This is a genomic window from Glutamicibacter sp. JC586, from assembly GCF_009805585.1.
Classification (GTDB): domain Bacteria; phylum Actinomycetota; class Actinomycetes; order Actinomycetales; family Micrococcaceae; genus Glutamicibacter.
This window is the reverse complement of record NZ_VHIN01000008.1, coordinates 1-25,150: the sequence shown is the minus strand read 5'-3', so window position 1 is coordinate 25,150 and position 25,150 is coordinate 1. Positions and strand designations below refer to the sequence as shown.

The window sequence follows — 25,150 nt, the reverse complement described above, 5'->3', positions numbered from 1 at the left end:
CAAGGTTCGGCGAGTATTCTGGAAGCTATGAAAGGTGCACGCGCAGGATCAAAAGTCGCCCAGGATGCCGGATACCGACATCACAAACCACGCCCCTTCTCCCCGGAAGAATTTGAGCCCTACGAAGGTGGGGCAGACCCGGCGCGGGTTTCAGAAGCTGCGCACCTTTCTGCCCAGGCCTTTGTGCGTCGCGGAATTGCCAATGACGACCCGGAAGTTTCCAACCGACTGATCGCTGTGGCTGAAGACGAAGGCCTGGAAGTTTTGGCCGAACTGTGGAGCGAAGCTCCTGCACATTCATTGCCCGGGGCCTTATGGCGTCTATATGCTGTTCGCGCGGCGACCATGAACAAACCGGAGGTGCACTCGGCGCGGTTCCAAGCCGGAGCCCAACGCGCCCAAGTTGAGCGGATTGTGGCAGGGGTTGCCGAGCCTCCTACGGCAGAGGAACTGAAGAATATGACTGGCTCCATTCTTACTGGAGCGTTCAACGGGGACTTCGCCCACGCGTTGGAGCGCACGGCCGCTTACTGCCGTGTGTTGGTACTGGGAATGACCGAGCACGCTGATGCCGCGGACCTGTCCAACAGTGAACGCGGAACCAGATTAACCGCACAGGCTCGGGCCTTGAGTAAGACCGCAGATGATTTGGAAGTTTGCGCACGGCTTTGGCGTCAAGATGCCTTGGACTAAATTGCTTTGGCGCAGTTCTAGGATAGATGAGGAACTAACCAAGTAATTTTAGGCAGGTACGTGTGGTCGCTGAATCGAAATCAAGTTCTTCAGGGATCATGCGTTGGTTGGTGGTTTTGATTGCCACCGGGTTACTGTCCCAAGCGGCGCTGAACCTCATTCGACCAGTTACTACCTATAAACTCATTTCTTTTGGTTCCGGCTCCTTTACTGTGGGTGCGGTGACCGCCGCCTACGCAATTTTGCCGCTATTTACCGCCATGCTGTTGGGTCGGGTGAGCTCACGCATTTCGCGTATCCGATTCCTTATGGTCACCGGCGTAGCGTTGCTCGCGCTAGGTGGCGTGGGAATCAATCTCTCCCCCAATGCCCTGAGTGTTGCCCTGAGCAGCGCGGTGTTGGGCTTGGGGCACCTAGTCTTCACCATCGGTGGGCAATCCTCCATTGCACGATTCTTCCCCGATAAAGATCTAGACAAAGGCTTCGGTTGGTTCACCGCCGCGTATGCGGCCGGACAGTTCCTGGGTCCTTTGATGGGCGGATTGGTGCTGGGTACCGGTACGGATGCGCACTCGGCTCAACGAATCGCCGACATCAACCTGTCCTTGTGGATCGGGGTGGGCGTAGCTTTATTAGCGGTGCCGTTCCTGCTTCCAAATTTCCAGCCTCGTGTTTCCAAGTCTGTGAGTAGCGCCCGGCCAGAGCGCTCCACCGCGTCCATTGGTTCGATCCTGAAGGTCAGAGGCATGGTTTCGCATATGTTTGCGTCGCTGACCTTGCTGTCAATGCTCGATATCCTCACCGCCTTCCTGCCACTGGTTGCGGAGAAACATGACGTCACACCAGCAGCAGTTGGTGTGCTTTTGGCCATTCGTGGTTGCGCCTCGGTAGTCTCTCGCTTGTTCATCCCGAAGCTGTCCGCTCACTTTGACCGACACCAGATGCTGGTGGCTAGCCTGTACATTTCCGGTGTATCTATCGCGTTGGCTCCGACATTCATCGACGTTTTGTGGGCCTCAGGATTGGCGTTGTTGGTTGGTGGCTTCTTCTTGGGGTTGGGTCAGCCGATGACCATGACCATGATTTCTACTTCGGTTCCCACCGTGGACCGTGGCTCCGCACTTGCCGTGCGCCTGATGGGAAACCGCCTCGGACAAGTGGCTTTACCCGTTATCTCAAGTTCTGTAGCCGCCGGATTGGGACCGGCGGGAGCTATCTGGTTCTGCTGCGCACTGTTGTGCCTCAGCGGCGCAGAGAAGAATCTGCGTCGTTAGCGTGAGAAATTACACGCAACGCTTCTTGCGGTTGACAGCAGGGGCAGTAGGCGAGAAAACTAGGTAACGGTGTCGGGCCGCTGGTAACCCCGGGCTCCAAAATTCTGCCGCTTCGAGCGGCCTTCCGCCGAGAGGCGTTCCCGGTCCGGCACCTTCAAGGCCACGTCGTTAACTTCCACGCCGTAAACTGTTCAGCGTTGGTACCAAAAGCAATCGATCCGAATGGTGCGCCCAAAAAGTGAAGTTCCGTGTCTTCCCCTCAGCCTCGCGTGGCATTGAGCTGCTTTGCGCTTTGACCATCACGATTAAAGGTTCCGTGGCCAATGTGGCGGAAATGATCGGCAGCCCAGACACGCGCAACGAACAATTGCGCGAATTGGCCACGGCAGAGGCCGAAGCTTCGGATTTGGTGCACGCGGTGCTCACCCACCTGCGAACCAGCTACATCAGCCCACTGCCACGTGAAGATATGTATGCCCTCTCACGCTTTTTACACGAGACCATGGAGCATTTGCGTGGCACCGGCGAGCTGATCATGACCGTGGGCTCTACCCCGCTCTCGGAACGTTCTTCGGAGCAGTTGGAGCTCATTTCGCAGCTGGCCGAGCTAGCTTCCGAGGCGGTGCAGCGACTGAACAACTTGGATGATCTGGAAGACACCTGGTTGCAAATGTTGCAGTTCTCAAAGCGCGCGTCTCGTACCCATCTGGTGTGGGGCAATGAGATCGCCAACTTCGCCAAGGCTGGCACCATTCATCGCCACCAGCAGGTGGCGGACCAGCTGATGCTGACCGCTAATACCCTGCGCCAGTTCGCCGACCACTTGGGCCGCGTGCTGGTCAAGGAGTCCTAAGGCCAATGGCTCTCATTTCGGTCCTCACCACAATTGCAGTGGCCCTCACCTTGGCCTACGCCGTGCTCAACGGTATGCGCGATGCTTCCACCGCGGTTGCCGCGTCGGTGCGCACCCGAGCGCTAAGTCCAGCCGTTGCAGTCACCTTGGCAGCCATTTTTGCGTTCATCGGAACCATGGCTACCTCCGGGTTGAGTGTGACACTTGTGCAGGAGCTGAACATTAACGTTCCCTCAGGTGTGGCCGGCCTGAAACTACTGATCTGCGGGCTGCTAGCGGCAGGTGCCTGGGGCGTTTACTGTTGGTGGCGCGGATTACCGATTAGTTCCACCCACGCTTTGCTCTCGGCGTTGGCCGGCGGCAGTGGCGCGGCAGCGATCATGGGTGATGAATCCACTCGGAACGTGTGGGACCTATTGCTCTCTTCGGTGGTTATCCCGATGGTGCTCGCCTCAGTGATTGCCTTTACCCTTTCCTACCTCCTTGTCATCCCCGCGATGTGGATCCTGCGCCACAACACTTCCAGGTCGGTTAATGAGGGCTCCAAGGCAGGCCAGGCGGTCGCTGCGGGAGCTGTGGCTTTGGGCCTTGGCCTTCAAGATGGGCAACGTACCGGAGCGCTGCTGAGCCTGGTATTGATTACCGGAAACCTCATGGATCCAGGTCCACTGACCGTGGCCATTCAGCTCACCGCAGCCGCGGCCCTGAGCTTCGGCGTGCTACTGGGCGGCTGGCGCATCACCTACACCCTGGGTCGGCGTCTGGTGAACTTTGATCCGTTGCGCGGGATGATCGCCCAGGGAGTTGCTGCGGGCATGCTTTTTGTTGGTTCTTTGGTGGTGCACCTGCCACTGTCCACCACGCAAGCGGTGACCAGCGGTATTGTTGGTGCCGGTAAAAATCAGGCCTTCGAATCGGTCACCTGGCGCAACGTGAATAAAGTCGTCTGGCACTGGTTGCTGACCCCTGTGGTCTGTGTTTTTGGTGGAGCCATACTCACCTTGGCGGCTCGTCCGCTATTTGCCGGGAGCTAGTTCTCCTCAGGGATAAAGAGATCTTCGATGTGGCAGGCAAAGAGACTGGCGAGCTTAAAGGCCAGCGGCAAAGACGGATCGTAGCGGCCTTTTTCCAAGGAGATAATGGTTTGCCGAGATACCCCTAGCTCGTCGGCCAAGGCTTGTTGAGATAGGCCGCGTTCTTTGCGGTAGTCACTGAGATTATTCTCCACTAGCTAACCGTTCGCATAGTCAGTTGGTGCCCGTTGTGAATAGTCACTACGAACATTAGCCGTCCACCTTCTTGAGCATCAGGTAGCGAATAGCCATATCAACAAATGCTAGGCCCACTACGACAAGCAGCGCGTTACTGGCCGGAATATCAACTTTGAAGATGGTCAATGCTGTAGCAGCCAGTCCGGCGACAGCCACGATGTCGCCTAAGGTACTGAAACCAGCCTTCTCAAGCCACCGTCCTTCAATCGAAGAATCGGGATCTTTAACCGCTCCCGCGAGCGTGTCCCTGTCCAGCATGATTAGCCAACACAGTGCGAATGCAACAGGAAGCATGATGATCGCGGCAATGACAGCTGCGAGCACCTTGCGCTGAACTGGGGCCTCTGGGCCAAACTGAACAATGAGGCACGCGATCACCGCCGAAATCACAATGCCTCCCAAGATCGAGAGTAGAAGAAGCAGTGTTTGTGATCCGCCAAATCGTGCTCGACCCCATTTATTTTGAGCGACAGCCTTTGTGTCCATGTCCAGCTCCCCGTTCGACTTGATGTAAAGCCCACTTTACAGACAAGCGCTCTTTACAGTCAAGGGTGCTTTACATGAAATTTCTAAGGAACTTAAAACGCAGCGGCGCATCGTTATCGATGCGCCGCTGGCGGTGATCCCCTCCAGGATCCCCGGAAGACCCCCCTTCCGGTTCGGATGCCACCTACGCTAAAAGGTGGCGGCAGCCGAAATCTTTATCCGAAGCGTCCGGAGACGTAATCTTCGGTGGCCTTCTGCTCTGGGTTAGAGAAGATGGCTGAAGTTTCGTTGAACTCAATGAGCTTGCCTGGCTTGCCGGTGCCGGCGATGTTGAAGAAGGCGGTCTTATCGCTCACACGTGCAGCCTGCTGCATATTGTGGGTCACGATCACCACGGTGTAGTCGTTCTTCAGCTCGTTGATCAGGTCCTCAATAGCCAAGGTGGAGATCGGGTCCAGCGCCGAGCATGGCTCGTCCATCAGGATCACATCTGGCTTGACCGCAATGGTGCGGGCGATGCACAGACGCTGCTGCTGACCACCGGAAAGACCGGATCCTGGCTTGTCCAGACGGTCCTTGACTTCATTCCACAGGTTGGCCCCACGTAGCGACTTCTCCACCAGATCATCGGCATCCGAGCGCGAGATCTTGGTGCCGTTCAGCTTCACACCGGCGAGCACATTGTCCTTGATGGACATGGTCGGGAATGGGTTCGGGCGCTGGAAGACCATGCCGATCTGGCTGCGTACGGTTACCGGGTCAACGCCGGCACCGTAGAGGTCATCTCCATCCAAGAGCACCTGTCCTTCGACGCGGCCGCCAGGGATGACTTCGTGCATGCGGTTCAGGGTGCGCAGGAAGGTGGACTTGCCACAGCCCGATGGGCCGATGAAGGCGGTGACGGACTTTGGTTCGATGTTGATCGAGACGCCTTCAACGGCCAGGAACTTGGAGTAGTAGACGTTCAAATCGTTGACGTCGATGCGTTTTGCCATGATTTATCCTTGAAAAGTTTGGGTGGATAGAACCGGAGCCTTAGCTCAACGGCCTTTCTTGGGAGCGAAGATCGATGCGACCAGGCGGGCGATCAAATTCAGTGCCATCACCATCAGGATCAGCAGCAGGGCTGCGGCCCAGGCGCGCTGCACCGATGGATCGACGTTGGTCGGGCTGGTCGGGTTCATGATCTGGTAGTAGATGAAGGTCGGCAGCGTGGACATCCAGTTCGCGAAGACGTTCATGTTGATCTGGCTGGCGATGCCGGCAGTGACCAGAATTGGTGCGGTTTCACCGATCACGCGGGCGATGGCCAGGGTGACACCCGAGGCGATGCCGGAAATCGCGGTAGGAACTACAACCTTCAAGATGGTGCGCCAGCGGCGTACACCCAGTGCGTAAGAAGCTTCGCGTAGTTCGTTCGGGACGATCTTGAGCATTTCTTCGGTGGAGCGAACCACTGTTGGAATCATCAGGACGCTCAACGCGACGGCGGCGACAATACCCATGCGGGCACTTGGGCCAAGGATCATGCCGAAGAAGGCTGCTGCGAACAAACCAGCCACGATCGAAGGGATACCTGTCATCACGTCCACGAAGAAAGTGATGGCCTTGGACAGCGTCTTGCCTTGGCCGTATTCAACCAGGTAGACCGCGGTGAGCATGCCCACCGGTACCGAGATCAAGGTTGCCCATAGGGTGATCAGCAAGGTGCCCATCACCGCGTGGTAGGCGCCGCCGACCACTGGGGCGCCGTCGTTGACACTCTGGTTATCTACCGCGCCGGTTACGCCGTTCATGGAGCTGAACAGGAAGTGGCTGTTGATACCTGGCAGGCCCTTTTCGAGCACTGTGTAAAGTACCGAGGCCAGTGGAATCAGCGCCACGATGAAGCAAGCGTAGATCAGGTAGGTCCACATCGCGTTGGTACCGCGACGCTTGCCTTCCACCACGGTAGTGATGATGGTGGCGGCAACAAGGAAGATGATCGCCGAGTAGATCGCGAAAGCTGCGATGTTGAAGCCGGTCAGCGTGGAGGCTGCAGCGCCGATGATGATCGCGCCGGCAGCCACGGCCCAGATAGCCCACTTGGGCAGTTTGCCCTTGGCCAAAGAATTGCGTTTACGCGCCGGAGGGACTGGGGTGCCTCCGGTGCTATGTCGAGGGTTGGTGGTGGTTGCACTCATTAGTTAGCCCCCGAGAATTCCTTGTGGCGGGAGATGATGCCACGGGCGATGATGTTCACCAGCAGGGTGATCAGGAACAGGACCAGGCCGGCTGCGATCAGTTCAGACAGGCGCAGACCGAAGGCTTCTGGGAAGTTCAAGGCGATTTCTGCGGCGATGGTCTGGTTGCCGGTCTTGATCAGCGATGGGATCAGGTTGCCGGTGGACAGTACCAGTGCCACCGCCATGGTTTCACCCAGTGCGCGACCCAGGCCCAGCATGACTGCCGAGATGATGCCAGGTCGAGCGAATGGAATGACTGCGGTTTTGATCATTTCCCAGCGGGTTGCGCCCAAAGCTAGGGCGGCTTCCTCATGCAGCTTTGGTGTCTGCAAGAAGATTTCGCGGCTCAGCGAGGTGATGATCGGCAGCACCATCACGGCCAGCACAATGCCGGCGGTGAGCATGGTCTTGCCGGTCTGCGAGGCGGGGCCTTCAAACAGTGGGATGAATCCGAGGTTCTTAGAAAGCCATTCAAAACCGGGCACCAGGGTTGGTGCCAGCACCATGTAGCCCCAGGCACCGTAGATGACCGATGGGATTGCTGCCAGCAGGTCGATGACGTAGCCCAGCGGGCCGGCGACCTTGCGCGGAGCGAAGTGCGAGATAAACAGTGCCACGCCCAGGCCTACTGGGGTAGCGATAAGAAGCGCAATAGCTGCCGCGATCACGGTGCCGACAACGATTGGCCAGATGTAGGTGAAGAATCCTTGACCACCGGAAACCTCTGCCGGATCGGCAAAGAACGTCGGTAGCGCTTGGATCAGCAAGAAGACTGCAACCGCAAAGAGAGTGACCAGGATCAGGATGCCGGCGGCTAGTGCTGCGCCGGAGAAGATCTTGTCACCCATGCGGCCTGAAGTCGATGACTTGCTTGTTAAAGCATTGGTAGTCATGGCTAGAGCCTTTTCAAGAGGGGTGATGCAGCACATGCTGCAGGGGGTGGAGGGGAACTGCTGGTGCGGGTGGTTGAGTTACCACCCGCACCGTTTACTACTTAGCGACGGTGATTGCGTCGATGGCCTTAGCGGCCTTTTCTTCGATGCTTGCCGACAGAGGTGCGTTACCAGCAGACTCGCTGGCAGTCTTCTGGCCCTCTGCGGAAACTACGTAGTGGCCGAAGGCCTTGACCAGGTCAGTGGTTGCCTGATCCTTGTAGGTGCTGCAGAAGATGTGGTACGAAACCAAGACGATTGGGTAGGTACCGGCTTCGGTAGTGTCGCGCTTCAGATCCAGTGCCAGGTCGTTTTCGGATGCACCCTTTGCTGGGGTTGCGGTGTCCAGTGCCTTGGCAGCTGCATCAGCGGAGATCTTGGTGTACTCGTCGCCAACCTTGACGTTTACGGTGGACAGCTTGCCTACAGCGGAGAAGTCAGCATAGGTGATGGCGCCATCGGTGGAGGTGGTGGTCGAAACCACGCCGGAGGTACCCTTAGCGTTCTCCGACTGGATGTCGCTTGGCCATTCGCCGGAAACTTCGTAGTTCCAGACATCGCCGGCAGCGGCCTTGAGGTACTCAACGAAGTTCTCGGTGGTGCCGGACTCATCGTTGCGGTGAACAACGGTGATTTCCTTGTCTGGCAGGGTTGCGTCTGGGTTCTGCTTGGCGATCACCGGATCATTCCACTTGGTGATTTCCTTCTTGAACACCTTGGCGATGGTGTCAGCGTCCATGTTCAGCTCGTCGACGCCTTCAAGGTTGTAGGCAACGGCGATTGGCGAAACATAAGCAGGAATGTTGAAGGCGCCATCTGGTCCACAAACCTTGGTTGCCGCCTCTTTTTCGTCTTCCTTCAGGTAAGCGTCCGAGCCAGCGAACTGTGCGCCACCGGCCAAGAATGCCTTACGGCCAGCGCCGGAGCCATCTGGCGAGTACTGCACGTTGGCCTCTGGGTTGGCAGCCTTGAAGCCTGCGCTCCAAGCTTCCATTGCTGAAGTCTGGCTGGAAGCACCGATGCCGGTCAGGGTGCCCTTGACACCCGATTCCGAGGAGCTTGCGGAGCTATCCGAGCTCGAGGTTGCGGTCGGGTTATCCGAACCACAAGCAGTCAGTGCGATTGCCGCGACAGAAAGGACGGCAGCTGCACTGCCAAGGCGATTGAGCTTCACGAGTTTGCACTCCCCATATTGAATACGATGTGTGTAAGAATTTTCAGCGGATCTTTCCCCGCTTCACCTATGACGTTAAAGAGCCAAGGTAACCAGTTCCCCCGGCGAAGGTGAACAAAGGGTTAACAGCTCGTGCAGGTGGCAGTGATCCTGCTCACCAAAGCAATATGCCTGCAACTTCATCGGCTTCGAGCCTTGTCCGTGGGAGACTGACCTTATGGCACTGAAGAGCAAAGCGAAGCCGCTACCACAACGGGTCTCTGGCTTCCTTGCGGCGCGCAACCGCGCTGGACTGCTGCGGGCACGCAATTCTCTGCCACGGATCTTGCGCATGACCATGGGTGCGATTGGCGCCTTCTGGATTGCCGAAAGCATCTGGGGACATACCCAACCGATCTTTGCCGCCACCAGTGCCCTGATTTCCCTAGGATTTGGTGCCTCAACGACGATCCGCAAAACGGCCGAAGTCGCTTTGGGTTGCACCTTGGGCGTGGCGCTGGGCGATACGCTAATGCACTGGTTTGGCCAAGGCATTTGGCAGGCTGCCTTAGTGATGTCGCTGAGTTTGGTGGTGGCCCGTTATCTTGACTCTGGCGCGATCTTCTCCACGCAGCTGGGCATGCAGTCTGCCCTAGTGGTGCTTCTACCGGTAAGTGTGGATGGGCCCTTTGCCAGATCCATTGACGCACTAACCGGCTCGTTACTGGCACTCCTGGTGATCGTACTGTGGCCATCAGATCCGCGAAGGACCCCGGTCTCGGCGCTGAGCGATCTGTTTAAAGAACTCTCTGAAGCAATTCTGGAATGCTCGTGGGCTATTCGTGATGATGATCGACGTTCGGCCTTCCACGCGTTGATCAAGGCACGAGCCACCCAAAAACACTTGGATAAGTTACCGTCGGCCTTCAGCGCGTCCAAAGAACTGGCGATGATATCTCCCACCGGACGCCGCCATCGACATGAGCTGAACCGCCTGTCCGAACGGTTCAACCACTATGACTGGACCGCGCGTAACTTGCGCGTTTTTGCCCGCCGGTTATCCTCCGTACTCAGTAATGGAGCCCTCACCCCTGAAGGCGCCGAAGCTCTGGCTCCGCTACTTCGTGAGGTTTCAGAAGCCGTGAATTCGCTGGCTCACTCGGTACGCGAGCAGACTCTAGCCGGCCAACAAAAGTATGAACGAGCCGCCATACGTCAACTAGAGAGTGCAGCGGCACAGCTGGATCCCGAAAGTTTGGGTGTTCAAGGTCTACAAGGTGAGGGCTTGATCTTGTTATTGCGTCCGATGATCGTTGACCTTCTAGAATCGGCCGGACGCAACCACGACGAAGCCATCGCAGCCTTGCCAAAGCTGTCCTGAACAAAATTGTCGGTGTAGGTCGATAGCATTGGCCTATGGCCAAAACCTCCACGCGCACCAAGTCTTCAGCAACCTTCAAATGCTCAGAATGCGGCTGGACAACCATCAAATGGGTGGGACGCTGCGGCGAATGCCAAGCGTGGGGCACCGTTGAAGAGGTTGGCACCGTCTCGGCACGCACCGTTGCCGCCGCTAAGGTGGCGCATCCGGCCAAGCCAATCGCTCAAATCGACGGTTCAGAAGCGGCTTTTAGGCCCAGTGGAGTTTCCGAGCTCGACCGCGTGCTCGGTGGCGGGCTGGTCCCGGCCGCAGCCATCTTGTTGGCCGGTGAGCCGGGTGTTGGCAAGTCCACCTTGCTATTGGATGTGGCAGCCAAGGCAGCGCAAACCGGACTTCGGGTGTTGTACCTGACCGGCGAGGAATCCGCCGCCCAGGTCAAATCCCGCGCCGAACGCATCAACGCCATCGCTGACACTCTTTATCTAGCGGCAGAGACTGACCTTGCGTTGGCACTGGGCCAGATTCAAGAGATTGATCCGCAACTGTTGATTTTGGACTCGGTACAGACTTTTTCATCGGCTGAGGTTGACGGTGCTGCCGGTGGCGTCTCACAGGTGCGAGAGGTAGCTGCCTCGATTATCAATGCCGCAAAAACTCGCGCCATGTCCACCATCATGGTCGGCCACGTCACCAAGGAAGGCTCCGTGGCAGGCCCGCGCCTACTTGAACACTTGGTGGATGTGGTTTGCCAGTTTGATGGTGAGAAACATTCACGTCTGCGCATCCTGCGAGCGCTAAAGAACCGTTACGGAGCCACCGACGAGGTGGGCTGCTTTGATTTGAATGAAGATGGCATTGAATCCTTGACCGACCCGTCCAAACTATTTGTCACCCGTACTCGTAACCCGGTGCCTGGTACCTGTATCACCGTGACGCTCGAGGGGCGCCGCCCGCTGGTCGCCGAGGTGCAGACCTTGCTCTCGCGCAGCAATGCGCCAGCCGCGCGTCGAGCCACCAGCGGATTGGATTCGGCGCGCGCACAAATGGTGGTGGCGGTATTGCAGGCTCGTGCGCATATGGACTTGTCTTCTATGGATTCCTATATCGCAACGGTTGGCGGAGTAAAAATTGCTGAACCCGCCTCTGACCTAGCGTGTGCTTTGGCCCTGGCTTCGTCGATGAATGAGTTCCCGTTGCCTCAGGATTTTGTGGCCTTCGGCGAGGTTGGCTTGGCTGGTGAGGTTCGTCAGGTTCCAGAGATTTCGCGGCGCATCACCGAAGCTCAACGTCTTGGCTTCTCCTTTGCCATGGCTCCAGCGACGCCGGAGCCACTAAAAAACATTCCTGAGGGAATCCATGTCTTCCAGGTAGAAAACATTGCCCAGGCACTGGATATTGCCTTCACTCAGCGACAGAAGCCGACACGATAAACTTGAGTGTTGCCGCCCGCTGAAAGGACGCAAAGTGAAAGCGAATCCCACCCCAGAATTTCTTGCCATCTTGGCTCAGATTGCCCCAGGCACAGAACTGGCTCAAGGACTTGAGCGCATTCAGCGTGGTCGCACAGGCGCTTTGATTGTGCTGGGCCACGACAAGGTTGTGGAATCTTTAAGTTCCGGCGGTTTTAGGATCAATGCTGACTACAGCCCCACCCGCATTCGCGAACTGGCCAAAATGGATGGCGCAATTATTCTTGACGGCAATGCACGCCAAATTTTGCAGGCAGGTGTGCAGCTGATGCCGGACGCCGTAATTGATACCCAGGAGTCTGGCACGCGCCACCGCACGGCCGAACGTGTTGCGGTGCAAACTGGGTTCCCCACCATCTCGGTCTCGCAGTCCATGCAGACCATCACCTTGTATGCCGACGGCGAGCGCCATGTGCTTGAGCCTGCCGAACGCCTGCTGGCTCGCGGTAATCAGGCTGTGGCTACCCTAGAGCGTTACCGTCACCGCCTGGACCAGGTCACCAGCTCTTTGTCAGCTGCTGAGATCGAGGATGTTGCAACGGCCCGCGAAGTTTTGGCTGTTTTACAGCGCACCGAAATGCTGCGTCGGACCAGCGAGGAAATCTCCCGCTACGTTTTGGAACTGGGCATCGACGGCCGACTACTGGCGGCACAGCACGCAGAATTGCTCTCAGGAATTCAAGTAGACAACCAATTGCTCTTACGTGACTATGCTCAGGCAGAAGGCTCGGAGTTGGATATTGATCTGGCGCTGCAACAACTTCACGAAGTCACTGATGCTCAGTTAATCGACATTGATGGTTTGGCTAAGATCCTGTTCCCTCGAGGAACGGTCGGCCAAGATGATCAGCTCTCCCCTAAGGGCTACCGCCTGCTTTCGCAGATCCGCACCGTACCCAAAGCAATCGGTGACAGGTTAGTTGCGTCCTTTGATAACTTGCAGTTGCTTATGGCTGCTTCGACCAGTGCTCTGATGGAGATCGAAGGTGTGGGCGAACAACGGGCTCGCTCAATCCGTGAAGGACTGGCGCGCATGGCCGAGTCGTCCCTACTAGATCGCTACATCTAAGAGTTTATTCGAGTTTAAAACTCACCGGTTCGGATTCAAATTCTCCGATAGCAGCGGTGAACTTGTAGGTACCGGGGCCCGGCTGTGCATTGATTGCTTTGCATCCAGGGGCTGAGCGGATACGGTCCCAGGTGAACCGTGCGTCTTCTTTTTGTCCTGCGGCGAAGGTCAGTGGGACATCTTCGCGGTTCTGCAGGCAATCAATGGTGGAGAAGACCCGGTCCGCCCCACTGGAGATCAGGAACTCCTGTTGGCTGGTTCCAACGTTCAATTCGCATTCGCGCTTTGATTTGTTTTCGATACCGAGAACTAGCACCGGGTTTTTACCCGCTGCGTAGCTTTTGGCATCGGTGGTCGCCGTAATTTTGATCTCGTCGGATTTGCACTTCTTTGCAGCGTCTTCGGAAGATTCAGTGCTTGGAGCAGCTGAACTGGACTGTGCCGTGGGTGCAGGTGCCGATTCGCCCTGTTGATCTGGAGTGAGCAAACCGGCTACCGCAACAATGCCCCAAATAATCAGGCCAATCAGCACTACGGCGATGACCGCCACAGTAATGCGCCGACGCCGATAGACGCTGGCTGATGGCTTTGATCCGGGTGCGTTGCTCATAGCTTAAGGCTAATTCATTCCGGCTCTTGTTTCCGGTAATGGCAGGGGAATCGAGGTGAGTGCACGTCGTTGGCTACAGTAGTGTGGTGCAGCAAATCCATCACAAGATCAACCAGTGGTATCGCCAGAACTCCCGGGATCTACCTTGGCGCCGTGAAGGCGTAAGTGGGTGGGAGGTTATGGTCAGCGAATTCATGCTACAACAGACCCCCGTGGTGCGTGTTTTGCCCGTCTGGGAAGAGTGGATGCGGCGATGGCCACGACCTGAGGATTTGGCGGCCGAACCACTATCTGAAGCACTCAAGGCATGGGGCCGGCTGGGCTATCCGCGTCGTGCTCAGCGTCTGCACGCAGCGGCGATTGAAATCACCACGGAGTACAACGGCGAAGTGCCTAGTACCGAAGAGGCGTTACGCGCCCTGCCTGGCGTTGGGGACTACACCGCCGCTGCAATCGCCTGCTTCGCTTTTGGCCAACCCACCGTGGTGGTTGATACCAATATTCGTCGAGTTCATGCCCGTCTCTTTGGCGGTATGGCGTTGCCTGAACCGAGCCCAAGGGCCAGCGAATTTGCTCGCGCACGCCAGGTACAGCCCGAAGATCAAGACAGCGCAAATCTTTGGAACGTCTCGGTCATGGAGCTAGGTGCCTTGGTCTGTACCGCGCGCAGCCCCAAATGCGAGGCCTGTCCGGTCTTTGAACATTGCGCTTGGATCGCCGCCGGCCGACCAGCCCCTCATTACATTCCAAAGGGTCAAGCATGGAAAGGCACCGACCGGCAGGTGCGCGGTGCGATCATGGCAATTCTTCGCGAGCATGAAGAGCCGCTGGCCCAAGAGTCATTCCTGGTGGACCTCGCTATTCAAGAACACGATACCTATGTGGCTTTGGAACGCTTGCAGGCTGAGTTGGAGCAACGTGAACGAGCGCTTGCCGGGCTGCTCAAGGACGGACTGGCCGTGCGTGATGACGAAGGAATTCGCCTTCCGTCCTAGTTATGATTAGCGCATGAACGCTTCCGTTGATCCGGCCTCCGCTGCCCACCAGGTAGCCCGGCACCCGTGGTTCGAACGCTTAGCCCGCCTCGGGTTTGTCGCCAACGGCATCCTACATGCCACTATGGGCATACTCGCTGCTGTTGTCGCTTCAGGAGGTCAGGCACAAGCCGATCAAAGTGGTGCGATGCGCGCATTAGCCGCTCAGCCATTTGGCATCGTGTTGCTGTGGATCTGCGCGGCTGGCGCTCTCTTGCTCGGTCTGTGGTCTTTGGCCCAACTCTTCCTGCCCGAAAAACAGTGGCGTGAGCGCTTCAAATTTGCCGGTACTGGCGTGGTCTTTCTTGCCGTAGGGTTCACCTTTGGCCGTTTTGCCGTAGGTAATCCCAGCGATTCAGGAAAGACCACGAGCAGCCTCAGCTCAGAGCTGATGAAGTCCTTCGCTGGCCGTGCAGTACTGGTAATAATTGGCCTGGTCCTGCTCGGTATGGCTTGTTATTACATCTATAAAGGTGTGCGCAAGAAGTTCTTGAAGGATCTTGAAAACTCCAGCAGTAAGGAGATTTCCAAAACCATCAAGTACACCGGCATGATCGGTTACCCGGCCAAAGGCCTAGTCCTTGGTGCCCTAGGTGTTTTGTTCGTTCTCGCGACGATACAAGGGGACCCCGAAGAAGCTAGCGGAATTGACGGGGCGCTGAAAGCGATCCGCGATCAGAGTTTCGGGCCGGTAGTTCTGGGCGCTATCGGCGTCGGATTAGTCATTTACGCGCTCTACTTAGTCTTGCGGGCGCGCTATGACCAGATGGACTAGCGGCTACTGATCAAGGGAAATGATCATGCGCGTATTGCCCAAGGTATTAGGTTTCACGCGGGCCAAATCGAGGAACTCGGCCACACCCTCATCTCGCGAGTGCAAGATCTCTTGGTACACAATGGGGTCAACTGCGCTTTGATCAGCCATGACACTAAATCCGTGACGTTCGAAGAAAGCTACTTCGAAGGTCAGGCAGAAGACCCGTGATACCCCTACAGCTTTAGCACGGCGTAAGAGCTCTTCCATAAGCAGGTGACCGACGCCTTGCCCACGAACTTGCGCGGAGGTGGCCAGCGTGCGAATTTCAGCAATATCTTCCCAGATCACGTGTAATCCACCGCAGCCAACAACATTTCCGTCCGCGTCTTGGGCCATAACGAATTCCTGAATGGATTCGTAATAGGTAACCGCTTCCTTGTCCAACAAAATGCGCTCTTCCGCTAACGGTCGAACGAGTTCTCGAATTGCCGAGACATCACTGGTTTTTGCTGAACGGACGGTAAAAGTATTCACCCGATTTATCCTATGCCCGTTGGTTGGTTGAGTTGAAGCTAGTGCCAGATATGTCATAGAACGAAGCGTTATTCGCAGCGTGTGACAAACTTAGGCTTGAACCGCCTATCTCAGATTAAGGATGAGAATGTCAGCCAAAGAAGCACGCCCAGGGTTTGGGCTGCTGGCCATCCTTTTATCTGCAGTCGGCATCGCTCCCCTACTCAACTATGGGCTGAGTGCAACCAGCGACCTAGTGATTCGCGATCTAGGCATTACCGAATCGCAGTTTGGATTGCTGGCCACCGTCTGTTTTGGATGCGCAGCTATCGGCAATGCCGTGTTTGGACGCTTCGCTGATAGGCAACCAGACTCTCGGTTGATGTTGATCATTTTTGGAGCGACTGCTGCCGCACTAGGGTTAGCTGGCGTGGACTCCGGTTATGCATTATTGCTGGTGGCAGTCGGGGTTTCGGGCTTCGCGCAATCCTTCCCTAACGGTGTCACCAATCGTATTTTGGTCCAAAGGGTCCCCAGCGAACAACGTATCGGCTGGACCGGCATCAAACAGTCTGGTGTTCAGGTCTCCCAATTGGTTGGTAGCGTGGGGTTCCCGCTGCTGGCTGCGGTCATTGGCTGGCGTGGGGCCTCGTTGGCAGGTGCAGTTCTGGCAGCCGGCTTGGCAATTTTTGCCATGCGTATCCTGGCAGCAACTCCGTTACTGCCCGCTCGCGAACCAAGCCCCGCAATACGAACCGAGCAGAAGTCCGGGAATTCAATCGCCTCGGCAGCACCCTCTGCCCGCTACATCATTTACACCTTGACCCTCTTTGGATTTATCAATGGTGTCGGTGTGCAGGCCACCAACGTGTACTTGGCGCTATTTGCCGTGCGCGAACTGCACTTCTCGCTGGTCGCAGGTGGCCTGACCGCGGCCGTGGCCGGCGTGGTTGGCGTCAGCGCGCGAGTGGGTTGGGGCAGGATGATGGCTCGCGGTGTGCCCGCACCGAAACTGCTACTCCTGCTGGCAACCCTTGCTAGTTGCGGTGGGGTCAGCTTCTTACTTTCCGAACATCTGCACTCGGCATTACTGCTATGGGTTGCCGTGACCTTACATGGAGCTTCGGCCCTAGGCGTTTCGGTGGTGCTCATGGCGGGTTTGTTGCGCGCGGTTCCTGCAAACCGCTTGGGCAGCGCTAGTGGCATCGTCTCGGCGGGGCAATTTGCTGGATTCACTGTGGGGCCGTTGGCAATGGGATTACTCGTGGGTTCCGCTGGAGGGTTCACCGCAGGGTGGATCAGCGTGATCGGTGTATACCTTTGCTGCACCGTATTGGGCTTGTTCTTGGTAATCCGGGCAGCGAGGCGCAAGTAGCACCGCTAGTCGCTGAGGGTCTCTTCCTTCGCTCGTGGCAACATCTTCGCCAACAGGCCAGCCGAGCTTGCGAAGACCAGACCTAGCCCGAGCAGTCCCATAGCTATGGGCTGAGATCCGAGCTCCTCGGCCTCTCGCCCCAGCACGGTTAAGATCATGGCCGTTCCTAGGCCCAGGATTCCAAAGCCTGCAGCGAGGAAACACGCGGCTATCGCTTTGGGACCGGGATACCAATGGCCCAGCGAGACAAAATCTCGATAGACAATGATGCCAATACTCAAACAGAGCGTAGCGAGTGCACCAATGATCAGTACGGTGATCCACAGCTGCGAGTAACCGACTCCGTCGGGTCCGGCATGTCTAGCTAAGTCTTCTGGCAGTAGCGGTCGAGTCAAGAAGTACAGCAGACTGTAGGCGATCACTGACAGGACGGCGACGGCTACTAGTCGGCCCGTGAGAGTTCGCTTCATAGCTTCAGCGTACGTTGTACAGATCAAAATGCAACAAGCCGCGAAACCAGTTTCACCTGGTTTCGCGGCTTGTTGCTACTTATGGTTCGAACTTAGCTTTCTAGCGCTGCCGGTGCTGGCTCGCCTTCTAGCTGGCCTGGACCGCCTTCGGCACGGAAGACGAACTTCTGGTCCGCTCCTTCGCCTTCAACATCTACGGTGACATTCTGGCCGGCCACGATCTGGCCGAACAGGATCCGCTCAGAGAGCTGATCTTCAATGTCACGCTGGATGGTGCGACGCAGTGGTCGAGCGCCCATTGCTGGGTCGTAACCACGCTGTGCCAACAGGCTGCGGGCAGCCTGGGTCAGCTCGATGGTCATCTCGCGTTCCTTCAGTCGCTTGGCCAAGCGACCAACGAACAGGTCGACGATCTCTTCGATCTCTTCCTGGTTCAGCTGCGGGAAGACCACGGTGTCATCAACACGGTTCAGGAACTCTGGGCGGAAGTGCTGACGTAGCTCTTCCTGCACCTTGGCCTGCATGCGCTCATAACCGGTCTTGGTATCCGCGGCCGACTGGAAGCCGGTCATCACACCCTTGGAGATGTCACGAGTACCCAGGTTGGTGGTCATGATGATGATGGTGTTCTTGAAGTCCACCACACGACCCTGGGAGTCGGTCAAGCGACCGTCTTCCAGAATCTGCAGCAGCGAGTTGAACAGGTCTGCGTGGGCCTTTTCGACCTCATCGAAGAGTACGACGGAGAACGGGCGACGACGAACCTTCTCGGTCAGCTGTCCACCCTCTTCGTAACCGACGTAACCCGGAGGGGCACCGAAGAGACGGGAAACGGTGTGCTTCTCCGAGTATTCGGACATGTCCAGGGTGATCAGTGCGTCTTCTTCACCAAAGAGGAACTCTGCCAGGGCCTTGGCCAGCTCGGTCTTACCTACACCGGTTGGACCGGCGAAGATGAACGAACCGCCTGGGCGGTTTGGATCCTTCAGGCCTGCACGGGTACGGCGAATCGCCTGGGAGATGGCCTTGATGGCCGAATCCTGACCGATCACGCGTTTGTGCAGTTCCTCTTCCATGTTCAGCAGACGCGAGGACTCTTCCTCGGTCAGCTTCACTACCGGGATGCCGGTGGAGTTAGCAAGAACCTCCGCGATGAGCTCTTCAGTGACCTCGGATACTTCATCCATATCACCGTTGCGCCACGACTTTTCCTTCTCGTTGCGCGCCTCGATCAGCTTGGACTCCTTGTCACGCAGCGAGGCCGCGCCTTCAAAGTCCTGTGCATCGATCGCAGCTTCCTTCTCCAGACGAACTGTGGCGATCTCCTCGTCCATTTCCTTCAGGGCAGGAGGTGCGGTCATTCGCTGAATGCGCAGGCGGGCACCGGCTTCATCGATCAAGTCCACAGCCTTATCTGGCAGGAAGCGATCCGAGATGTAGCGGTGAGCCAGCGTTGCGGCAGCCTGCAGCGCGCCATCGGTGATGGTTACACGGTGGTGCGCCTCGTAGCGGTCACGCAAGCCACGCAGGATCTGCGTGGTCAGCTCGACCGAAGGCTCCTTGACCTGGATCGGCTGGAAACGGCGTTCGAGGGCCGCGTCCTTCTCGATGTTCTTGCGGTACTCGTCTAAGGTGGTGGCACCGATGGTCTGCAGTTCGCCACGAGCCAGCATAGGCTTGAGGATCGAGGCAGCATCGATTGCACCTTCGGCGGCACCAGCACCAACGAGGGTGTGGATCTCGTCGATGAACAGGATGATGTCTCCGCGGGTGCGGATTTCCTTGAGCACCTTCTTCAGGCGTTCTTCGAAGTCACCGCGGTAGCGTGAGCCGGCCACCAATGAACCGAGGTCTAGGGTGTACAGCTGCTTGTCCTTGATGGTTTCTGGTACATCGCCGCGAACGATCGACTGAGCCAGACCTTCAACCACAGCAGTCTTACCAACACCAGGTTCACCAATAAGAACAGGGTTGTTTTTGGTACGACGCGAGAGGACCTGCATAACGCGTTCCATCTCGTGCTCGCGACCAATCACCGGATCCAGCTTGCCTTCGCGGGCTGCTGCGGTGAGGTTACGACCAAACTGATCCAGCACTGCCGAACCAGCAGGGGTTCCTTCCTGCTGTCCACCCGAGCTCACGCCAGCGGCAGCAGTTTCCTTGCCACCCTGGTAGCCCGAGAGCAGCTGGATGACCTGCTGGCGTACACGGCCAAGGTCTGCACCCAACTTAACTAGAACCTGAGCAGCGACACCTTCGCCCTCGCGGATCAAGCCGAGCAGGATGTGCTCGGTACCAATGTAGTTATGTCCCAGCTGCAACGCTTCGCGCAGCGAGAGTTCCAAGACTTTCTTGGCGCGAGGAGTGAACGGGATATGACCGGAAGGAGCCTGCTGGCCCTTACCGATAATCTCCTGAACCTGCTCACGTACGGCACCCAACGAAATATTCAGCGATTCGAGCGCCTTGGCGGCTACACCATCGCCTTCGTGGATTAGGCCGAGCAGCAGATGCTCGGTGCCGATGTAGTTGTGGTTGAGCATGCGCGCCTCTTCTTGGGCGAGCACGACAACTCGACGGGCACGGTCGGTAAATCTCTCAAACATATTCGGCACACTCCTTGCTTACCAATAATTCGATGCTACGCATCAAGCGCTCGTTATTCGCCCTTGTTCGCCACGGGGATAACCCGAATGGTTGCCAGACAGGTGTTGGGCGCGCTGAGTTGGCCTGCGAGTCAGAAGTTTTGATTGCTGCACAAACAATACAGTCTTCAACCAAATTATTTGGATAAATCACGGTGACCGTTATAAACAAAAGAGTCGGCACATTCAATGTGCCGACTCTTTTGAAGCCTAACTCCAACGTTGCGAATTACTTTGCGCGGTTGCGTCCGCCTTTACGCATGGCAGCGTTGTAGGACTCTACAACGTCTGCATTAAGGCGACCACGGGCATTGACCTTAATGTTGTTCTCTTTTGCCCAAGCGCGAATTGCTGGAGCCTCGCTGGTTGCGGTCTGCTTCGACGAGCGCGCAGCTTCAACGTATGGATCGATAGCCGCGTGGAATTCTGCGGCATGTTCGTCGTTCAGATCGATTTCAAAGTGCTGACCAGCAATGCTGAATGCAATTGATTCAGTTGCTTCGCTGCCATCAATATCGTCAATCAGGGCGATTTGAACCTGACGTGCCATCTGTGGATTCCTCCGAGCTTGAATGTACTGAACTACCTAGCAATAAAGCCATCAGTCCTTTTCAGTGTTCCAGCTTATACAAATAGCATCGCATAATTCTAATTACGATCCACATTCACAAGGTTCTATCAGGAATACCCTAATTCTCGTTCGTTGGATTATTAGAATCCGAACGATTTTGAATAAGCGCATCTGCTTCCGCCTCGGCTTGGCGTTCTTTTCGGTCCGCGTTGGTAATAGCTTTCATCACGTACCAGAAAAGCAACGCCAGGCCGATTGTGGGAACAATTGCCTCGACATACAACATTTCTACGCCTCCGGCTTAAGCAATGGGAAAAGAATGGTTTCGCGGATGCCGACATTGGTGAAGAGCATGACCAATCGGTCAATACCCAATCCAATGCCACCCATTGGTGGGGCACCGTATTCCAGGGCACGCAGGAAGTCTTCATCCAACTGCATTGCTTCTGGATCGCCGCCGGCAGCCATCAGGGACTGTTCGGTCAAACGTTCGCGCTGGATCACTGGGTCGATCAGCTCGGAGAAAGCGGTACCGCGTTCCATGCCGCCGATGATCAAGTCCCAGGCTTCGATAACCCCTGGCTTCGAACGGTGCGGACGAGCCAATGGCTGCGCCAGCGGCGGGTAGTCACACACGAAGGTTGGGTCGATCAAAGTTGGTTCCACGATCTCACCGAAGAGTTCGATTACCAGCTTCTGGGCGCCCCAGGCAGGGTCGATCTTTACTTCGTGCTTGGCTGCGATCTCGCGCAGTACCGACGCGTCGGTATCCGGGGTGATCTCCAGGCCTACAGCTTCGGACAGGCCAGGGTAGACGCTGAGCCAACGCCACTCGCCGTCCAGGTTTGCCGTGCCCTTCGGGGTTTCAATGGTGCGGCCAGCGCCGATCACATCGGCAGCGTTGAGGATGATTTCCTTCATGCGATCGGCCATCACGTACTGATCTGCATACGCTTCGTAGCATTCCAGGGTGGTGAATTCTGGCGAGTGGGTCGAGTCCACACCTTCGTTGCGGAAGATACGTCCAACTTCGAACACACGGTCCACGCCACCAACAACACAACGCTTGAGGTATAGCTCGGTAGCGATGCGCAGGGTCATTTCCTGGTCAAAAGCGTTCAGGTGAGTCTTGAAGGGACGAGCCGAAGCGCCACCGTGCACCAGCTGCAGCATTGGGGTCTCAACCTCAACGTAGCCGTGGTTCTCCAGGGTGTTGCGCACGGCGCGAACAATTCCGGCACGCTTGTAGACCATTTCGCGGGCTTCGTTGCGTACGATCAGATCCGCGTAGCGCTGACGAACACGGGTAGCCTCGTTCAAGTCAGCGTGCAGCACTGGCAGCGGGCGCAGGGCCTTGGAAGCCATTTCAAAGCTGTCGGCCATGATGGACAGTTCGCCACGGCGTGAAGAAATCACTTTGCCGCTAACAAAAACGTGGTCGCCGAGGTCAACCAGGGACTTCCACTGTGCCAGACGCTCTTCGCCTACATTGGCCAGCGAAAGCATCAGCTGCAGGCGCACGCCTTCGCCCTTCGGGCCGCCCTCCTGCAGGCTAGCGAAGCACAGCTTGCCGGTATTGCGCATGAAAACGATACGTCCGGCAACGCCGACGACGTCTTCGGTTTCTTCGCCGGCTTCAAGGTGCTCGTACTTATCGCGGATTTCCAACAGCGAGTGGGTGCGAGCCACACCCACAGGGTAGGCTTCCTCACCCTTGGCCAGGAACTGGTTGCGCTTATCAGTGCGGACCTGTCGCTGGTCGTTGGTATCAATGGGCTGTGCGGAATTATTTTCGGAAGTCACAATTACCCATTCTACGTGCCATTGCGCCGGTATGAAGCCGTTCATGATCAGACTTACACAGCAGAGCACCGGCAAAGCGATGTTTGCCGGTGCTCTCGTTCATCTCTTGTTGCGGTCTACCAGATTTCGACGCGGTCTTCTGGATCCAACCACATTCCATCCCCCGGCTTGGTGCCAAAGGCCTCGTGGAAGGCGGCCAGATTCTTAGGCACCTGGTTGCAACGGAATTCACCCGGAGCGTGCGGATCGGTACGCACACGAACCACTGCGGTTTCCGGACGAATCAGCGTACGCCAGCATTCGGCCCAGGAGTAGAAGAAGCGTTGATCGCCGGTGACACCGTCGATCACTTCATCCTCTGTGATGCCGCGAGCTGCCAGCTCGAGTTTGTAGGCCTTGTAAGCGATGCCCAGCCCGCCAAGATCCCCGATGTTCTCGCCCAAGGTCAGCGCACCGTTGACCTGGTGTTCGGGAGCTTCGGTTGGCGAGAGTGCGTTGTACTGTTCCACGAGCTTGCCGGTGAGCTTTTCGAAAGCCGCGCGATCCTCATCGGTCCACCAGTTGGTCAGCTGCCCCGTTCCGTCATACTGAGAACCCTGGTCATCAAAACCGTGGCCGATCTCATGACCGATCACCGCGCCGATAGCGCCAAAGTTGGATGCGATATCGCGATCCACATCAAAGAATGGCAGGCGCAAGATGGCTGCTGGGAAGGCAATTTCGTTCAGCAGTGGGTGGTAGTAGGCGTTGACGGTCTGTGGGTACATGAACCAGAGCTCACGGTCCACTCCGTCGTCGATCTTCTTCAGCTCGCGCTTAAACTCGAACTCGTTGGCTGCGGCCAGGTTGGCAATAACATCCAACTCATCGGTGGCAATGGACGAGTAGTCAATCCACTGATCCGGGTAGCCGATCTTTGGACGGAACTTCGAGAGCTTATCCAGTGCCTTTTCGATTGTTGCCTCACCCATCCACGACAGCTCGGAGATGGAGATCCGGTAGGCCTCGGTCAGCCGCTGAACTAGCTGGTCCATGGCATCTTTGGCTTCTGGCGGGAAGTTTTTGGCCACGTAGAGCTGGCCGATGTCTTCACCCACAGCCCCTTCGGTGAAGGAAACGCCGCGCTTCCAGCGATCGCGGATTTGTTCCACACCGCCAAGCTTTGCGGAGTAGAAAGAGAAGTTTTCGTTCACGAAGTCGCTGGACAGATACGGTGCAAAGGACCGTAGCACCTGAACGCGCAACCAGTTCTTCCAGGCTTCGAGTGGCTGGGAAGAAAGCAACCCGGTGAGACCCTGAAGATAGCTTGGCTGCCACACGACAACTTCGCCGTAGTACTTAGGGTCAATTCCAGCCCCGGACAGCCAAATCTTCAGACCGTCAAAGAGTGCGAACAGCTCATCGCCGGACATGAGGTTATAGCGGGCCTGAGCGTCTCGAACCTTCACGCGGTCCCAGTGGAATTCGGCGATAGCCTTCTCGAGGGCTACGACGCCGGTCGCGGCTTGCTCGGCATCGTTGCTACCGCCTAGGGTCAGCAAACGTGTTAGGTGCTCTTGATAGTCAGCGAGGGTTTCGGCCAGCTGTTCATCATGGTAGTAGGACTCGTCGGGCAGGCCGAGTCCGCCCTGCAAGAAGGTCAGCAGGTTGCGTTCTGGGTTTCCCGCGTCATTCATTGCTCCAATTTCGATGAAGCCGCTGATGCCCTTGCGGTAGAAAGTGCCGGAGAGCTTCAGCAGTGCTTCAGGTGAGTCCACGACAGAAATGGCATCTAGATAGCCGGCGATCGGTTCGGCACCGCGTTCTTCGACCGCTGCTTCGTTCATGAATGAACCGTAAAGATTGGCTATGCGCTTGGTGGCCCCGTCGGTTTTCTCACCAGACTCGTAGGCCTTGACTGATTCTTTGATGATGGCGTGAACCGCCTCTTCGGCCTGGTCACGTAATTCCATGAACGAACCATAAAGCCCTTGGTCACCAGGGATACTGGCAGATTCAAACCACTTGCCGTTGCTGTGACGGTATAGATCGTCCTGCGGACGAACCGATTCGTCGCGGTAACGCAGCGGGCTGGTTGTCTCGGTAGTCAAAGCGGGGCTCCCTGTGTAGTAGGCCTTGTTCTATCTACTACACACTGTAGCCAGTTCTCCGACGATAAAACCCTCGAGCACCGTGGGTGCGCGGACGGCTTAAAGCTACGTTAAACGGGTGAGGCCCTGAACACTACTGTGTCCAGGGCCTCAAACCACACATTATTAAGTTAAGTCCGGCGGTGACCTACTCTCCCACACCCTCACGAGTGCAGTACCATCGGCGCAATGGGCCTTAGCTTCCGGGTTCGGTATGGGACCGGGCGTTTCCCCCACGCTATGACCGCCGTAACAATCACGAAGCACACAAACCACTTGGTGAATGTGTTTTTCGGTGTTAAAACGTCTTGTGTTTTGTGGTTGTCGAGTTGTTGTCTCGTAACCGCATAGTGAACGCGAACAGCATAAACAATTTTGTTATTACTGATTATATTTATTGTGTGTTGAAAGTCATCGGCCTATTAGTACAGGTCAGC

General features: G+C 56.7%; 24 protein-coding genes and 1 rRNA gene. 10 read left to right on the top strand and 15 right to left on the bottom strand.

Annotated elements, in window-relative coordinates; genetic code table 11:
• The first annotated feature begins 27 nt into the window (after positions 1 to 27).
• From FJV47_RS06385 to FJV47_RS06370, 4 genes are all read left to right on the top strand, one after another.
• Positions 28 to 693: a hypothetical protein gene (locus tag FJV47_RS06385; RefSeq protein WP_159611191.1), complete on the top strand. Its 666-nt coding sequence runs from the start codon at positions 28 to 30 to the stop codon at positions 691 to 693.
• 98 nt (positions 694 to 791) lie between these two features.
• Complete coding sequence (locus FJV47_RS06380) at positions 792 to 1,967, top strand: MFS transporter (protein ID WP_159611189.1); 1,176 nt, start codon at positions 792 to 794, stop codon at positions 1,965 to 1,967.
• Between the two features lie 238 nt (positions 1,968 to 2,205).
• On the top strand, positions 2,206 to 2,820 hold the full coding sequence (locus FJV47_RS06375) for a hypothetical protein (protein ID WP_200831966.1): 615 nt from the start codon (positions 2,206 to 2,208) through the stop codon (positions 2,818 to 2,820).
• Between the two features lie 5 nt (positions 2,821 to 2,825).
• Positions 2,826 to 3,854 (top strand): inorganic phosphate transporter, encoded by a 1,029-nt coding sequence (locus FJV47_RS06370; RefSeq protein ID WP_159611187.1) that lies wholly within the window; start codon positions 2,826 to 2,828, stop codon positions 3,852 to 3,854.
• Here the strand turns inward: FJV47_RS06370 and FJV47_RS06365 are convergent.
• The 6 genes from FJV47_RS06365 to pstS form a co-directional block, all read right to left on the bottom strand.
• On the bottom strand, positions 3,851 to 4,048 hold the full coding sequence (locus FJV47_RS06365) for a helix-turn-helix transcriptional regulator (RefSeq protein WP_159611185.1): 198 nt from the start codon (positions 4,046 to 4,048) through the stop codon (positions 3,851 to 3,853). The genes FJV47_RS06370 and FJV47_RS06365 overlap by 4 nt on opposite strands.
• A gap of 55 nt (positions 4,049 to 4,103) precedes the next feature.
• A complete protein-coding gene (locus FJV47_RS06360; RefSeq protein WP_159611183.1) occupies positions 4,104 to 4,577 on the bottom strand; it encodes a hypothetical protein in 474 nt (157 codons plus the stop codon).
• 215 nt (positions 4,578 to 4,792) lie between these two features.
• Positions 4,793 to 5,572 (bottom strand): phosphate ABC transporter ATP-binding protein PstB, encoded by a 780-nt coding sequence (gene pstB / locus FJV47_RS06355; protein WP_159611181.1) that lies wholly within the window; start codon positions 5,570 to 5,572, stop codon positions 4,793 to 4,795.
• A gap of 45 nt (positions 5,573 to 5,617) precedes the next feature.
• The gene (pstA, locus tag FJV47_RS06350; RefSeq protein ID WP_159611179.1) at positions 5,618 to 6,760 is read right to left on the bottom strand and encodes a phosphate ABC transporter permease PstA; all 1,143 of its coding nucleotides are present in this window, start codon (positions 6,758 to 6,760) and stop codon (positions 5,618 to 5,620) included.
• On the bottom strand, positions 6,760 to 7,695 hold the full coding sequence (gene pstC / locus FJV47_RS06345; protein WP_159611177.1) for a phosphate ABC transporter permease subunit PstC: 936 nt from the start codon (positions 7,693 to 7,695) through the stop codon (positions 6,760 to 6,762). Before pstC ends, pstA begins: the two co-directional genes overlap by 1 nt.
• Positions 7,696 to 7,792: 97 nt before the next feature.
• Complete coding sequence (pstS, locus tag FJV47_RS06340; RefSeq protein ID WP_159611175.1) at positions 7,793 to 8,908, bottom strand: phosphate ABC transporter substrate-binding protein PstS; 1,116 nt, start codon at positions 8,906 to 8,908, stop codon at positions 7,793 to 7,795.
• A 217-nt stretch (positions 8,909 to 9,125) separates the two neighbouring features.
• Here pstS and FJV47_RS06335 point away from each other — a divergent pair, with 217 nt between their 5' ends.
• From FJV47_RS06335 to disA, 3 genes are read left to right on the top strand one after another with little or no spacing between them, the layout of a single operon-like run.
• The gene (locus FJV47_RS06335) at positions 9,126 to 10,268 is read left to right on the top strand and encodes an aromatic acid exporter family protein (protein ID WP_159611173.1); all 1,143 of its coding nucleotides are present in this window, start codon (positions 9,126 to 9,128) and stop codon (positions 10,266 to 10,268) included.
• Positions 10,269 to 10,303: 35 nt separating this feature from the next.
• Positions 10,304 to 11,698 carry a DNA repair protein RadA gene (gene radA, locus FJV47_RS06330; protein ID WP_159611171.1) on the top strand — a complete coding sequence of 465 codons (1,395 nt, stop codon included), beginning with the start codon at positions 10,304 to 10,306 and terminating at the stop codon, positions 11,696 to 11,698.
• Between the two features lie 34 nt (positions 11,699 to 11,732).
• A complete protein-coding gene (gene disA, locus FJV47_RS06325) occupies positions 11,733 to 12,806 on the top strand; it encodes a DNA integrity scanning diadenylate cyclase DisA (RefSeq protein WP_159611169.1) in 1,074 nt (357 codons plus the stop codon).
• Between the two features lie 4 nt (positions 12,807 to 12,810).
• Here disA and FJV47_RS06320 read toward each other — a convergent pair whose 3' ends face one another.
• Positions 12,811 to 13,416, bottom strand: a complete 606-nt coding sequence (locus tag FJV47_RS06320) for a hypothetical protein (RefSeq protein ID WP_159611167.1) — start codon at positions 13,414 to 13,416, stop codon at positions 12,811 to 12,813.
• Between the two features lie 86 nt (positions 13,417 to 13,502).
• Here FJV47_RS06320 and FJV47_RS06315 point away from each other — a divergent pair, with 86 nt between their 5' ends.
• Both FJV47_RS06315 and FJV47_RS06310 read left to right on the top strand, forming a co-directional pair.
• Entirely contained in the window at positions 13,503 to 14,411 is a 909-nt protein-coding gene (locus tag FJV47_RS06315; protein WP_159611165.1) for an A/G-specific adenine glycosylase, read from the top strand.
• 13 nt (positions 14,412 to 14,424) lie between these two features.
• Positions 14,425 to 15,225, top strand: a complete 801-nt coding sequence (locus tag FJV47_RS06310) for a DUF1206 domain-containing protein (protein WP_159611163.1) — start codon at positions 14,425 to 14,427, stop codon at positions 15,223 to 15,225.
• A gap of 3 nt (positions 15,226 to 15,228) precedes the next feature.
• On the opposite strand, the gene FJV47_RS06305 is transcribed toward FJV47_RS06310, so the two are convergent.
• Positions 15,229 to 15,741, bottom strand: coding sequence for an amino-acid N-acetyltransferase (locus FJV47_RS06305; protein WP_235026374.1), 513 nt, complete (start codon positions 15,739 to 15,741; stop codon positions 15,229 to 15,231).
• 127 nt (positions 15,742 to 15,868) lie between these two features.
• Here FJV47_RS06305 and FJV47_RS06300 point away from each other — a divergent pair, with 127 nt between their 5' ends.
• Complete coding sequence (locus tag FJV47_RS06300) at positions 15,869 to 17,095, top strand: MFS transporter (RefSeq protein ID WP_200831965.1); 1,227 nt, start codon at positions 15,869 to 15,871, stop codon at positions 17,093 to 17,095.
• 5 nt (positions 17,096 to 17,100) lie between these two features.
• Here the strand turns inward: FJV47_RS06300 and FJV47_RS06295 are convergent, their stop codons facing one another.
• The 7 genes from FJV47_RS06295 to rrf all read right to left on the bottom strand — a co-directional run bounded on the left by FJV47_RS06295 (position 17,101) and on the right by rrf (position 24,965).
• Complete coding sequence (locus tag FJV47_RS06295) at positions 17,101 to 17,565, bottom strand: hypothetical protein (protein ID WP_159611159.1); 465 nt, start codon at positions 17,563 to 17,565, stop codon at positions 17,101 to 17,103.
• 92 nt (positions 17,566 to 17,657) lie between these two features.
• Positions 17,658 to 20,171: an ATP-dependent Clp protease ATP-binding subunit gene (locus FJV47_RS06290; protein WP_159611157.1), complete on the bottom strand. Its 2,514-nt coding sequence runs from the start codon at positions 20,169 to 20,171 to the stop codon at positions 17,658 to 17,660.
• Between the two features lie 268 nt (positions 20,172 to 20,439).
• A complete protein-coding gene (locus FJV47_RS06285) occupies positions 20,440 to 20,760 on the bottom strand; it encodes an Lsr2 family protein (protein WP_159611155.1) in 321 nt (106 codons plus the stop codon).
• A 139-nt stretch (positions 20,761 to 20,899) separates the two neighbouring features.
• On the bottom strand, positions 20,900 to 21,067 hold the full coding sequence (locus tag FJV47_RS16445) for a hypothetical protein (protein ID WP_200831964.1): 168 nt from the start codon (positions 21,065 to 21,067) through the stop codon (positions 20,900 to 20,902).
• A 2-nt stretch (positions 21,068 to 21,069) separates the two neighbouring features.
• Positions 21,070 to 22,629 (bottom strand): lysine--tRNA ligase, encoded by a 1,560-nt coding sequence (lysS, locus tag FJV47_RS06280; RefSeq protein WP_159611153.1) that lies wholly within the window; start codon positions 22,627 to 22,629, stop codon positions 21,070 to 21,072.
• A 71-nt stretch (positions 22,630 to 22,700) separates the two neighbouring features.
• On the bottom strand, positions 22,701 to 24,674 hold the full coding sequence (locus FJV47_RS06275) for a M13 family metallopeptidase (RefSeq protein WP_159611151.1): 1,974 nt from the start codon (positions 24,672 to 24,674) through the stop codon (positions 22,701 to 22,703).
• A 174-nt stretch (positions 24,675 to 24,848) separates the two neighbouring features.
• Positions 24,849 to 24,965 (bottom strand): 5S ribosomal RNA (rrf, locus tag FJV47_RS06270).
• Positions 24,966 to 25,150: the final 185 nt, after the last annotated feature.

Bases quoted from the DNA above. Each gene is read 5' to 3' on its own strand.
- FJV47_RS06385 (WP_159611191.1), top strand. From the start codon at position 28: ATGAAAGGTGCACGCGCAGGATCAAAAGTCGCCCAGGATGCCGGATAC.
- FJV47_RS06380 (WP_159611189.1), top strand. From the start codon at position 792: ATGCGTTGGTTGGTGGTTTTGATTGCCACCGGGTTACTGTCCCAAGCG.
- FJV47_RS06370 (WP_159611187.1), top strand. From the start codon at position 2,826: ATGGCTCTCATTTCGGTCCTCACCACAATTGCAGTGGCCCTCACCTTG.
- FJV47_RS06360 (WP_159611183.1), bottom strand. From the start codon at position 4,577: ATGGACACAAAGGCTGTCGCTCAAAATAAATGGGGTCGAGCACGATTT.
- pstB (WP_159611181.1), bottom strand. From the start codon at position 5,572: ATGGCAAAACGCATCGACGTCAACGATTTGAACGTCTACTACTCCAAG.
- pstA (WP_159611179.1), bottom strand. From the start codon at position 6,760: ATGAGTGCAACCACCACCAACCCTCGACATAGCACCGGAGGCACCCCA.
- pstC (WP_159611177.1), bottom strand. From the start codon at position 7,695: ATGACTACCAATGCTTTAACAAGCAAGTCATCGACTTCAGGCCGCATG.
- FJV47_RS06335 (WP_159611173.1), top strand. From the start codon at position 9,126: ATGGCACTGAAGAGCAAAGCGAAGCCGCTACCACAACGGGTCTCTGGC.
- radA (WP_159611171.1), top strand. From the start codon at position 10,304: ATGGCCAAAACCTCCACGCGCACCAAGTCTTCAGCAACCTTCAAATGC.
- FJV47_RS06320 (WP_159611167.1), bottom strand. From the start codon at position 13,416: ATGAGCAACGCACCCGGATCAAAGCCATCAGCCAGCGTCTATCGGCGT.
- FJV47_RS06310 (WP_159611163.1), top strand. From the start codon at position 14,425: ATGAACGCTTCCGTTGATCCGGCCTCCGCTGCCCACCAGGTAGCCCGG.
- FJV47_RS06300 (WP_200831965.1), top strand. From the start codon at position 15,869: ATGTCAGCCAAAGAAGCACGCCCAGGGTTTGGGCTGCTGGCCATCCTT.
- FJV47_RS06295 (WP_159611159.1), bottom strand. From the start codon at position 17,565: ATGAAGCGAACTCTCACGGGCCGACTAGTAGCCGTCGCCGTCCTGTCA.
- FJV47_RS06290 (WP_159611157.1), bottom strand. From the start codon at position 20,171: ATGTTTGAGAGATTTACCGACCGTGCCCGTCGAGTTGTCGTGCTCGCC.
- FJV47_RS06285 (WP_159611155.1), bottom strand. From the start codon at position 20,760: ATGGCACGTCAGGTTCAAATCGCCCTGATTGACGATATTGATGGCAGC.
- FJV47_RS16445 (WP_200831964.1), bottom strand. From the start codon at position 21,067: ATGTTGTATGTCGAGGCAATTGTTCCCACAATCGGCCTGGCGTTGCTT.
- lysS (WP_159611153.1), bottom strand. From the start codon at position 22,629: ATGAACGGCTTCATACCGGCGCAATGGCACGTAGAATGGGTAATTGTG.